General features: G+C 66.4%; 10 protein-coding genes and 1 pseudogene. 6 read left to right on the forward strand and 5 right to left on the reverse strand.

Annotated features, from left to right (window positions below; translation table 11 throughout):
* Positions 1-115 precede the first annotated feature (115 nt).
* The 4 genes from ABF990_RS14305 to gmk form a co-directional block, all read right to left on the reverse strand.
* A complete protein-coding gene (locus ABF990_RS14305; RefSeq protein WP_415500258.1) occupies positions 116-1,615 on the reverse strand; it encodes a replicative DNA helicase in 1,500 nt (499 codons plus the stop codon).
* Positions 1,616-1,900: 285 nt separating this feature from the next.
* Positions 1,901-3,106, reverse strand: coding sequence for an AGE family epimerase/isomerase (locus tag ABF990_RS14310; protein WP_415492326.1), 1,206 nt, complete (start codon positions 3,104-3,106; stop codon positions 1,901-1,903).
* Positions 3,103-4,536 carry a D-glycero-beta-D-manno-heptose-7-phosphate kinase gene (rfaE1, locus tag ABF990_RS14315; RefSeq protein ID WP_415492325.1) on the reverse strand — a complete coding sequence of 478 codons (1,434 nt, stop codon included), beginning with the start codon at positions 4,534-4,536 and terminating at the stop codon, positions 3,103-3,105. The genes ABF990_RS14310 and rfaE1 overlap by 4 nt, the downstream gene beginning before the upstream one ends.
* A 5-nt stretch (positions 4,537-4,541) precedes the next feature.
* Positions 4,542-5,192 (reverse strand): guanylate kinase, encoded by a 651-nt coding sequence (gmk, locus tag ABF990_RS14320; RefSeq protein ID WP_415492324.1) that lies wholly within the window; start codon positions 5,190-5,192, stop codon positions 4,542-4,544.
* Between the two features lie 111 nt (positions 5,193-5,303).
* Here gmk and ABF990_RS14325 point away from each other — a divergent pair, with 111 nt between their 5' ends.
* Positions 5,304-6,119, forward strand: coding sequence for an SDR family NAD(P)-dependent oxidoreductase (locus tag ABF990_RS14325; protein WP_415492328.1), 816 nt, complete (start codon positions 5,304-5,306; stop codon positions 6,117-6,119).
* Between the two features lie 54 nt (positions 6,120-6,173).
* Positions 6,174-7,526 carry a purine-cytosine permease family protein gene (locus ABF990_RS14330; protein ID WP_415492323.1) on the forward strand — a complete coding sequence of 451 codons (1,353 nt, stop codon included), beginning with the start codon at positions 6,174-6,176 and terminating at the stop codon, positions 7,524-7,526.
* On the opposite strand, the gene rlmB is transcribed toward ABF990_RS14330, so the two are convergent.
* Positions 7,490-8,305, reverse strand: coding sequence for a 23S rRNA (guanosine(2251)-2'-O)-methyltransferase RlmB (rlmB, locus tag ABF990_RS14335; RefSeq protein ID WP_415500259.1), 816 nt, complete (start codon positions 8,303-8,305; stop codon positions 7,490-7,492). The two genes, ABF990_RS14330 and rlmB, sit on opposite strands and share 37 nt — an antisense overlap.
* Before the next feature lie 174 nt (positions 8,306-8,479).
* Here rlmB and ABF990_RS14340 point away from each other — a divergent pair, with 174 nt between their 5' ends.
* From ABF990_RS14340 to ABF990_RS14355, 4 genes and pseudogenes are all read left to right on the forward strand, one after another.
* The gene (locus tag ABF990_RS14340; protein ID WP_415500260.1) at positions 8,480-9,139 is read left to right on the forward strand and encodes a ribonuclease D; all 660 of its coding nucleotides are present in this window, start codon (positions 8,480-8,482) and stop codon (positions 9,137-9,139) included.
* A 126-nt stretch (positions 9,140-9,265) separates the two neighbouring features.
* Positions 9,266-10,354, forward strand: a complete 1,089-nt coding sequence (locus ABF990_RS14345) for a KpsF/GutQ family sugar-phosphate isomerase (RefSeq protein ID WP_415500261.1) — start codon at positions 9,266-9,268, stop codon at positions 10,352-10,354.
* A complete protein-coding gene (gene lptC, locus ABF990_RS14350) occupies positions 10,351-11,109 on the forward strand; it encodes an LPS export ABC transporter periplasmic protein LptC (RefSeq protein WP_415492319.1) in 759 nt (252 codons plus the stop codon). The genes ABF990_RS14345 and lptC overlap by 4 nt, the downstream gene beginning before the upstream one ends.
* Before the next feature lie 142 nt (positions 11,110-11,251).
* A pseudogene (locus ABF990_RS14355) lies at positions 11,252-11,675 on the forward strand (hypothetical protein); the annotation flags it as partial.

Here is an 11,675-nt window from a genome sequence, read left to right on the forward strand (position 1 = left end):
CCCCCCCCCCCCCCCCCCCCCCCCCCCCCCCCCCCCCCCCCCCCGGGGGGGGGGGCCGGGGCCGGTGCGGCACATGGCGGGCGGTCTTTCTAGGCCAGACCGGGCATGCCCCCGATCAGGGCTCGTGCATCGTATCCAGATCGGCAAAGCGCGTGTATTCGCCTTCGAAGAACAGGTTGATCGTCCCGGTCGGTCCGTGACGCTGTTTTTCCAGGATCAGTTCCGCCTTGTTGTGTACCAGGCTCATCTTGCGCTGCCAGTCATCCATCGCGGCGGAATATTTGTCGGTGGAATCGAAGGCGGTTTCCTTGGGCATGCGCTGTTGCAGGTAATATTCGTCACGAAAGACAAACATCACGGCATCGGCGTCCTGCTCGATGGAGCCGGATTCACGCAGGTCCGACAGCATGGGCCGTTTGTCCTCGCGGCTTTCCACCTGGCGCGACAGCTGGGACAGCGCCATGACCGGAACCTCCAGTTCCTTGGCGATGGCCTTGAGCCCCTGCGTGATCATGGAAATTTCCAGCACGCGGCTTTCGGGCCGGGTGCCGACCGATGGCCGCATGAGCTGGAGGTAGTCCACCACCACAAGGTTCAGCCCCTGCGTACGCTTGAGCCTGCGGCAGCGTGTCCGCATGGCCGAAAGGGATATGGCCGGCGTGTCGTCTATCACCAGCGGCAGGCGTGACAGTTCGTGGCTGACCCGCACGAAACGGTCGAATTCCTTCTGCCCGATATCACCGCGCCTGATCCGCTCGCCCGATACTTCGGCCTGTTCGGACAGAATACGGGTGGCAAGCTGTTCAGCCGACATTTCGAGCGAGAAGATCGCCACCGATCCGCGTGGGTTGCCACCTTCGGTTTCCGCCTCGTCCAGCAGGGCACGAGCGGCGGAAAAGGCGATCTTGGTGGCAAGGGCCGTCTTGCCCATGGCGGGACGCCCGGCCAGGATCAGCAGGTCCGACGGGTGCAGGCCGCCGGTTTTCTTGTCCAGGTCGCGCAGGCCCGAGGTCAGGCCCGTGACATGCCCTTCGCTCTTGAACGCCAGGGCCGCCACATCGATCGCACCAGCCAGCGCGCGGTGGAAGGGCACGAAATCGCCCTCCTTGCCTTTTTCAGTCGCCAGCCTGAACAGGGCCTCTTCCCCCGCCTCGATCTGGTTCTGGCCAGACAGTCCGCCTTCCACCCCGAAAGCGTTGTTCACCACCGTCTCGCCAATATCGATCAACTGGCGGCGTATCCAGGCGTCATGGATGGCGCGGCCGTAATCCCCGGCGTTGATGATCCCCACCATGGAGGTCAGCAATTTGGCCAGATAGGCCAGCCCGCCCACGCTTTGCAGAATGCCCGAATGTTCGAATTCGGCCCGCATGGTCACGGGGTCGGCCAGTTGCCCCGCCTCGATCCGCCGGGCCAGGGCGTCAAAAATCTGGCCGTTGACCTTGTTGGCGAAATGCTCCCCCGCCAGAAAGTCGGACACGCGGTCATAGGCGCGGTTGTTGGTCAGCAACGCGCCCAGAAGGGCTTGCTCGGCCTCGATATTCGCGGGGGGCTGGCGCAGGCCAAGGGCCAGAAGCCCTTCCTGCGTCTGCTGGTCTGTTTCTGCTGTGCTCATGCCCTGCCTCTAGCAGGTTTTACCCCGTTCCCGAAAGAGAACGCAGCCTCCGAAAACCGTGCATGGCCCGCCCAGCCTGCCCTGAAATTCGGCCTGCGGCCTATATCATAAATTTCCTGATTTTTGTTGAGAGCGCTTTTTGGCAACCCGCTGCGGAGCACAGCTCTTTATTTTGAAAAAAGCTGCGACCGAAAAATTTTATCATTTTCTATCAATGTGTTATTTCAAAAAAGTCGCTCAACAGGCCCGACCACCAGACATGACGCGGCACCGCATGGAGGGCCCTTATACCCGGTCGTCAACGGCACGCGCCGCCATATCCAGCGCGTCATAGGCCGTTACGATATGATAGAGCGAACTGGTGGGAATACGCTCGACCGCAGGGTCTGCATGATCGTCAAGCTGGTCGATCCATGTGCCTGCCGGGCAACCGGTCAGGTAACGGTCGAGCAGATTGGTAGCCATGGCGGTGGCAAGAGGAATTGCATCGGGGGCGGGGTGGTTCAGCACGCCACGCAAGCCTTCGCCCTGCGCCCACAGGCGGGCGGAGCGCTTCAGCACCGTGCCGGTGCGACTGACCCCGTCCCGCACCAAGGCCGTGACCGGCTCCAGCCCATGGGCGCGGGCAAAACGGTATAGCCGCCCCGCCTGCTCATGCGTCGGCACACCGGACTGCGCCGTATACGCCTGCAACAGCCATACCCATTCGAAATGGTGCCCCGGTTCGGTCCATTCCCCGCGCTCTCCCCCGGCGGGCTGCCAGCCGGGGCCGAAATATTCGCCCAGAGCCCCCGTAACCGGGTCCTGGAAACGGGTATGGAACAGGGTGTACAACTCATGCGCGAGCGCCAGATCCGCGTCGTCTCCCGTGGTCCGGTGCAGGGCCAGTACGGCTTCGAACAGGTGCATGTGCGGGTTCTGCTGCCGGGGCTGACCGTCATCGGGCAGGCTGTTATAAAACCCGCCATCGGGCAGGGCCATGCTGCGGCCTATCCAGCCCAGGGTGCCCCGCGCAAGCTCTGCCGCCTGCCCCGACGGCCCCTGTATGCGCGCGTACCACGCAAGGGCGAACACCACAAAGGCCAGATCATACAGATCGGCCGTCGGGTCCAGCACCGCCCCGTCACGCGTGAGCAGGCGGGCCCAGCCGCCATCCGGGCGGTGTGCACGTAACAGAAAACGGTACAGGCAATCCGCACGGGCGGCCGCCTGTGGCCAGCCCCGCAGCGCCGCCCAGGAAAACACGAACAACTGCCGCGCCTGCACCCGCACACGCTTAAACGGCGGGCGGGCGGGCTGCCCCGCAAGCGTCAGGTATTCCTGCGCCCCCAGGCAGGCAGGGTCGTCCGCCGTGCCGTCACACCCCACATCGGCCCAGAAAGGCAGCGCCTGCCCGAACATCCAGTCCGCAAACCGGTCGCGCACGGCCACAAGCGCGGACGCATGCTCCCCCGCCCCCGCTGACACGACGTGGCGTGCGGGACCGGTCATGCCCCGCGCGCCCGTCCTATGATAGCAGTCGTGGACTGCCCGGCCTGCAGATCGGCCAGCACCAGCCGTCCACCCGCCGCCAGAACAAGGTCCGCCCCCACCACGTTCTCGGGCCGGTAGTCAGCCCCTTTCACCAGCACATCGGGTATCAGGGCGCGAATGGTCTCGAGCGGCGTATCCTCGTCAAACGCCACAACGCCGTCGACATAGCGGATGGCCGCCATGACAGCCGCCCGCGCCTGAAGGGTGTTGACGGGACGGCTCTCGCCCTTGAGGCGCCGGACCGAGGCATCGGTATTGAGGGCGACCACAAGCCTGTCGCATTCGGCGCGGGCCTGGGCCAGCAGGCTGACATGACCGGGGTGCAGAATATCGAAACACCCGTTGGTGAACCCGACCTTGAGCCCCTGCTCCCGCCAGCGGGCCACCTGCGCGCAGGCCGCCGGCAGGGACAGCAGATGCGGCACGTCCTGCGCACCCTCCTGCCCCGCCAGTTCGCGCAGCACTTCGTCAATATCGGCCGTGGCCGTGCCCAGCTTGCCCACCACGACACCGGCCGCCGCATTGGCCACCCGCATGGCGCGCTCCAGCGTCAGGCCCGACCCCACGGCCAGTGCGAGCGTGGCAATGACCGTATCCCCCGCCCCCGACACATCAAAAACCTCACGCGCGCGGGCCGGGACCGATAACGCGGCCCCGTTGCGGCGCACCAGCATCATGCCTTTTTCGGACCGGGTGGCCAGAATGGCGTCGGCCTGCGCATGGTCCATGACAGCACGGGCCGCCGCTTCGACCTGTGCCTGGGTGTCCACCGGCATGTGCGACGCGGCTGCCAGTTCACGCGCATTGGGCGTAATGCACGCAGCCCCGCGATACAGCGCATAATCGGTCTGTTTGGGGTCCACAAAAACAGGAACGCCATGGGCTGCGGCTGCGGCGAACACGCAGTCCAGCACGGCGGGGGCGCACACGCCCTTGCCGTAATCGGACACCACAACCGCCTGCACACCGGCAATATGGGCCTGCACCGCCCGGCACAGCGCATGGGCCTGCGTATCGGTCAGGGGAGTGCTGCTTTCCTCATCCACCCGCACGACCTGCTGGTGTGCGGCAATAAAGCGTGTCTTGCAGATCGTGGGGCGGCTGGGGTCGGGCACCGTTGCATCCACCAGCCTGCCCTGTTCGGCCAGAACGGCGCGCAGGGTGGCCCCGGCCTCGTCATCGCCCACCAGACCGACCAGCACGGCCCGCCCCCCGAGCGAGAGAACATTGCTGACCACGTTGCCCGCACCGCCGGGCATTTCGCGCCGCGAATCAAGCAGCAGGACAGGCACCGGGGCCTCGGGCGAGATGCGCTCCATCCGGCCGTATAAAAACCGGTCGAGCATGACGTCGCCCACGCACAGGACTGTAATGGCTGAAAAATCCACCGCGTTCAGGCTCCGAACGACTCTGCGAATTTCACCAGCCCTGTCTGCCGGCGCACGGCTTGGCGCGCGCTCACCAGCACGGCGCGGGCCTCGGCTATGGCGCGGTCCAGTTCGGTGTTGACGATCACGTAATCGAATTCCTGCCAGTGCGAAATTTCGTCCCGGGCGGCGGCCATGCGGCGCGCGATTTCGTCCGGGTGGTCGGAGGCGCGGCCATGCAGGCGGCGTTGCAGTTCCTCGAGCGAGGGCGGCAGCACGAACAGGCTCACCACATCGTCGGGCAGGGCGCGGCGGATCTGCGCATGGCCCTGCCAGTCAATGTCGAACACCATGTCGTGGCCCGCGGCAAGGGTCGCCTCCACCGCCGCGCGGGGGGTGCCGTAGCCACGGCCGAACACGGTGGCCCATTCCAGCAGTTCGCCCGCTTTTGCCATGGTCTCGAACTCGTCCATGGTGCGGAAGTAGTAATGCACGCCTTCCTTCTCGCCCGGGCGGGGCTGGCGCGTGGTGACCGAAACCGAATGGCGCAGCCGGTTGTCCGACGCGCGCAGGGCGTTGGCTATGGTCGATTTACCCGCCCCCGACGGGGCCGATATGATAAGACACACCCCCCTGCGTGCCGCCACGTTCGGATGCGTGTCTGCATTCTGCGCCATGCCGTTTCCCATATCCCGCACATTTCATGTTCCAGTCTTGCCCCTTCATGCCAGAAGCGGCCATGCTACGCCACCGGGTGGCGCAATGAAGGTGAAGACCCAAACCGTATGATGACCCTCAACTCCGTTCTGATCACCGGTGCGTCTTCGGGCATGGGGCGGGCCCTGGCCTGCGCGCTGGCAAGACCGGGCCGCAGGCTGTGGCTGGGCGGGCGCAATGCGCAGCGGCTGGAAGCCACGGCCCGGCACTGCGCGGACCGGGGCGCCCACGTTACCACCACCCTGGGCGATGTAACCGACAGACGCGCCATGAATGACTGGGTGCGCGGCACGGAACGGCTTGACCTTGTGCTGGCCTGCGCGGGGGTGACGGGCGGCACCCACCTGCCCCGCCCCGGACTGGACCCGTACGAACCCGCGGCACAGGTGCACCGTATTGTCGAGACCGACCTGGGTGGCGTGCTCAACACCGTATTGCCCGCGCTCGATGTCATGCGGGGCCAGCCCCGTGGGGCGGATGGCGTGCGCGGGCGGATCTGTGCCATTTCCTCGGTCGCGGGGCTTGTTTCCTTCCCCGGCACGCCCGCCTATTCGGCCGCCAAGGCGGCAGTGGACCGGTTCATGGTGGCCACGGGCGGCAACACGCGCCGGGCGGGCATTCTGCTCAGTTCGGTGGTCTGCGGTTTTGTGAACACACCCATGGTGGCGCGCAACAGCTTTCCCATGCCCGGGCTGAGCGATGTGGACACGGCCTGCCGCCGGATCCTGCGCGGGCTGGCACGCGACGAACGCCGTATTGTCTTTCCGCGCTGGCTGGTGCTGGGGTCGCGCATGATGGACCTGCTGCCCATCCGTGTGGCGGAAACCTATTATACCCGCCAGCCCTCCGGCGCCCCGGGCACAATGCCCGAAACCGACCTGACCTGAAAAAGCCATCCTTTCCATTTCATGCCTGAACCCCGCAGGCAGGAGCCCCTACGCATGACCCAGACCGCCCGGCCAACCCCGATCCATGACGGGCTGATGGAGGACCTGTCCGCCGCATCCGTGCGTGAACCCGTGCCCGTATCGCGCAAGACCATGAAAATGGACCGCGTGTTCTGGAGCCATTTCTCGCCCAATCTGGGCCCGGGCGGCTGGGTGACGGGCGCATTGCTCAGCCATATGGGGCTGGATTTTTTAACCGGGGTCATGGCTATCGTGCTGGGCAATATCATTGGCGCGCTACCCGTGGCTTATGCCGCCGCCATCGGCCCGGCCACGGGACTGACGCAGATGGAGGCATCGCGCCGGGCACTGGGGCGGCTTGGCGTGCGCCCGCCCGCGTTCCTGAACTGGATCTACTGCGTGGGGTGGGACGCGGTGAACAACGTGCCCGCCGCCACGGCCCTTGTGGCCCTGCTGCTGACGGTGGGCCTGCGGGCCCCGTTCTGGCTTGCCCTTGGCGTGCTGGCCGGAACGCAGATGGTGGCCTCCATCTATGGCCACCATGTGGTTCAGGCCCTGCAGAAATATCTGGGCGGGCTGCTGCTGGTGGTGTTCACGGTGATCGGGATCGTGTTCGCGCTCAGGGGGCAGGCCCCTCTTGCCGCCCAGACACCTGTCAGTGCCAGCACCTTTGTGCTGGCAGTCGGTATTCTGGTCAGCTTCAACCTGTCATGGGCGTCCTATTCATCGGACTACACCCGTTACCTGCCGGCAGCGTCCAACCCCACAAAAGTCGTGCTGCTAGCACTGGGCGGGCTTTTAGGCTCGGCCATTCCGTTCCAGATTCTGGGCCTTGTCTCCGCCGGAAGCGTGGCGGACGCCTCGCCCACGGCGGTCATTGCCTCGCTCCAGCAGGCCATGGGGCCTTTGGGGGCGGTGGCTCTGGCGGCCATTGCGCTGTCCTCCATTACCGGCAATGCGTTCAATGACAACACCGCCAGCTACAGCCTGATCTCGGCCGGGTTGCATGTGCCCCGCGTGGCGGCGGCGGTGCTGACGGCGGCACTGGGGTACGGGCTGGCCGTGGCGGGGGCCGGGCGTTACGCATCCCTGTATACCGACTACCTGCTGGTGACGATGTACTGGATCGCACCATGGATCGGCATTGTGCTGGCCGACTGGTATTTCGGGGACCGCACGGTACACCCCGTCCCCCCCGGCTGGACACGGGGGGCCACCATTTTCGTCCTGACCGCCGTCATGACCATTGCACTGTTTTCCACCAGCGGGCTGTATACCGGGCCGGTGGCGCGGTGGCTGGGCGGCGCCGATATCGGCTATTATGTCGGCTTTATCGTGGCCGGGGGCTGCTACGCTTTGGGCATGCCCCGCCGCACCAGTTCGTAAAGCCCTACAGCGGCAGCGACCGAGACGTTCAGGCTTTCCATCTCCCCGGGCATGTACAGCCCGGCGATTTCGTCGCAGCTTTCACGCGTCAGGCGGCGCAGGCCACGGCCTTCGGCACCCAGCACCAGCGCCACGCGACGGTTGGCAAAAGACCCCCCATCCAGCATGGACCCGCCCGCATCCAGCCCCACGGTCCAGCACCCCGCCTTTTGCAGCATCTCGATCGCGCGGGAGAGATTGACCTCCCGCACGATGGGCACGCTTTCCAGCGCGCCGGAGGCCGCCTTGGCCAGAACGGCCGTCTCCTCCGGTGCGTTGCGGTCCTGCACCACAAGACAGGCCGCACCGAACGCCGCCGCCGAACGCAGGATGGCCCCCACGTTGCGCGGGTCCGTCACCTGATCCAGCACCAGCACCGGGCCGGGGCGGGCCAGGGCCTCCTCCAGCGCCAGAGATGGCAACTGCCGGGCCAGCAGGGCAACGCCCTGGTGCACCGCGTCCGCGCCCAGCAGGTCATCCAGCCGGGCGCGGGGCGCCAGTTCGGGGGTAATCCGCAGGCCGCCCGGGGCCTTCATGGCCTCTTCCAGCGCGGGATGTTCGGCCTCCGTCACCAGCAGGCGTTCAAAAACACGGCGCGGGTTGGCAAGGGCGGCCGCCACCGCATGGGTGCCGAACAGCCAGCACCGGCCAGCAGGGGCCGCCCCGCCTTCGCGCCCGGGCCCCGCAGGTGCGGTGGAACGGGGGCGGCGCGCGGGCCGGGAGGTACGGGGTGGTCGCATGGGCAAGGCTGTTCCGGCTTGAGGGAGAGATCGTGCCTATTCCCCTAGCGCAAGAGCGGGGGCTCCGCCTATCCCGCATCGGCACGGGAATGGACATTCATGCCCCGCGGCTGTATCCGTCTGGCAGAAGGCCCACAGCACGACAGCCCGGCCAGCAGCACACAGGAGCGGGTCATGAGCACAGCCCCGGCCCCTTCCGAAGGGGCGATTTCCCTCCACCGCAACGACCTGCCCGATGGCCTTGCCTTCAGCGGTTCGGTGGCCGTGGATACGGAAACCATGGGCCTGAAGCCCCATCGTGACCGGCTGTGCCTTGTCCAGCTTTCGGCTGGTGACGGCACGGCCCATCTGGTCCAGATCATTCCCGCGGCACTGGGTGGCAGGGGGTATGACTGCCCCAACCTCAAACGCGTGCTGGCCGACCCGGACGTGACCAAGATCATGCATTTCGCCCGGTTCGATGTCGCCATCCTGCAACATGCGCTGGGTATTACGGTCAGCCCCGTGGTCTGCACCAAGATCGCGGCCCGGCTTGTACGCACCTTTACGGACCGGCACGGGCTGGCGGCCCTGTGCCGTGAAATGCTGGGCGTGGATTTAAGCAAGCACCAGCAGACATCGGACTGGGGGGCAGCGGTTCTCAAGCCCGAGCAACTGGCCTACGCCGCGTCGGACGTTTTGTATCTGCACGCGTTATGGGCAAAAATGGACAGCCTGCTGGCGCGGGAAGGACGGCGCGATCTGGCGCAGGCGTGTTTCGACTTCCTGCCCGCCCGCGCCCGCCTGGACCTTTTGGGATATGAAGACCCTGATATTTTCTCCCACCGGGGCTGAACGGCAGCTCATGCCCGCACACAGCCTGCGCCCCCGCCCGACACGCAGACCTGCGCGCAGCCCGGCCCCCTATTTCTCTGGCTATTCCTCTGGCTATTCCTCTGGCAACTCCGGACAGCCCCACGCATGACCTCTCCCGCTTTCCCGCCCGCCACCCCGCGTGACGCCAGCCAGCCAACCGCCGTGACCGGCGCAGATAACGGGGCGCACACCCGCCCCGGCGATCAGGCTGCGGGCCGCCGCCCGGGGGCGGATGCCGCCGATGTCGTGCGCACCGAACAGGCCGGGCTGAATGCGCTGGCCCACGCGTTCGAAACCCCCCATATGCTCGGCAACGCCTTTGCCCGCGCGCTGGATATTCTGCTGGCCCTGCCCGGCCGCGTGGTGGTGACGGGCATTGGCAAGTCCGGCCATATCGCACGCAAGATCCAGGCCACCCTGGCCTCCACCGGCACGCCGTCCCTCTATATCCACCCGGCGGAAGCCTCGCACGGGGATCTGGGCATGGTGCAGCGGGGAGATGCCATTCTGGCGTTTTCCAACTCGGGCGAAACCACCGAACTGGGCGATATCGCGGCCCACGCCCACCAGACCGGCCTGCCCCTGCTGGCCGTGACCAGCCGCGCGGACTCCACCCTGGCCCTGCGCGCAACCGTGGCGCTGACGCTGCCCAGCATGCCCGAAGCCTGCCCCATGGGGCTGGCCCCCACCACCAGCACGGCTATCCAGCTTGCCTTTGGCGACGCGCTGGCCGTGGCCCTGCTGCGCCTGCGGGGCTTTACCGCGACCGATTTCGGCACATTCCACCCCGGCGGGCGGCTGGGCGCGCGCCTGCGCACGGTCAGCGAACTCATGCGTACCGGCCCGGCCCTGCCCCTGGCGGGGCCAGATACGCCCATGCGCGATATCATTATGGAAATGACACAGAAGGCGCTAGGCTGCGTGGGGATTGTCGGGCAGAATGGCACGCTGGCGGGGTTGATCACGGATGGTGACCTGCGCCGCGCGCTGGACCACGACCTGACAACCACCCTGGCGGAAACCGTGATGAACCCAAGGCCGCTTACCATAGAGCCCGATGTCGTCGCATCCGAGGCGTTACGCGCCATGAACGAACGCACACGGCCTGTCACGTCGCTTTTTGTGGTGGATGCACAGCACAGGCCCATTGGTGTCGTTCATGTCCATGACCTGATCCGAGCCGGGGTGGGATGAACACCACACCCGACGGCCCCCAGGACGAACGCCCCGACACACGCCCCCGGCGCGAGGACTTTGCACGCCCGGCAAGCCTCGTGCGCAACCAGCGCGAACGTCTGGCGCCGTCGCTGCGCCGCACCCCGCCCGATGCCGCAAAGCTGGCCCGCCGCCGTACCCTCATGCGCTGGGCCAAATGGTTCCTGCCCGCCGCGGCCCTGGGGCTGCTGGCCACGATCGCCATCTGGCCCGAGGTGGACCGCCTGATCAACGCCAACAAGACGACACTGAAGGAACTGGCCCGCGTCAAGATCGAGAGCGGCAACCTGATCGGGGCCACCTATCGGGGCATGGACGAACACAACCGCCCCTTCATGATTACGGCGGACAGCGTACATCAGGTCAACGACAACCGGATGGATCTGATCAAACCTACGGCGGATATTCTCTCCCAGGGGGGGAGCTGGCTTCTGGTCCGATCGGAAAAAGGCGTGTACATGCAGCACGGACAGATTCTTGACCTGACCGGAGAAGTCACGCTGTACCGCGACGATGGATTGATGATGCACAGCCCCGTGGCCGATATTGATGTCAGACGCGGTATTATCGCCTCCGACTCCTGGGTCCATGCCGAAGGCCCCTTCGGCGTGCTGGACGCGCGCGGGTTCGTACTGTCCCAGCACGACGGCATTGCCCAGTTCCGCGGACCGGGGCGCATGCTGCTCAACGATGACCGCCACAGCGAACCCACCCCCAGCGGAAAGGCGTCCTGACATGCACAAGCCGCCTGCCCTGCCACTTCTGACCAAGGGTCGCAACACCGGGTTACGCACGCAGCCGGGCCGGATACGGGGTATGGGCTGCCAGTCCAGCCGCACGCGGGGCTGCATGCCGGGCCACGTACCGGGTCCTGTAATGGGCCATGTGCCAAACCCTGTACCGGGCCACCTGCTGCCCGCATTGGCCGTGGCCGTTCCGCTGGCGGTTGCCCTCTGCCTTGCCCCGCAGGCCGCCCGCGCCCAGGCCATAGACCTTTCGCATGGCGGGCAGATTACCGTAACGGCAAAAGGCGGGTTCGACTGGGATCAGAACCAGAAAAAGGTCACCGCCTACGATCAGGCCCAGGCGGTCCGGGGCGACGTGACAGTGACCGCCGACAAGCTGATTGCCTATTACCGCAAGAAAGCCCCCGCTCCCGCCACCCCGGGGACCGCGAACACCGCGCCGACCGATACAGATGCCGGGAATGCCGCTGGCAAGAACGCTGGCGCAGCAGGTGCTGGTACACAGCCCCCCGCGCCACCCGATACACCGCCCGCCAAGCCGGATACCCCAGCCC

It is taken from the genome of Acetobacter sp. (genome assembly GCF_047723915.1).
Classification (GTDB): domain Bacteria; phylum Pseudomonadota; class Alphaproteobacteria; order Acetobacterales; family Acetobacteraceae; genus Acetobacter.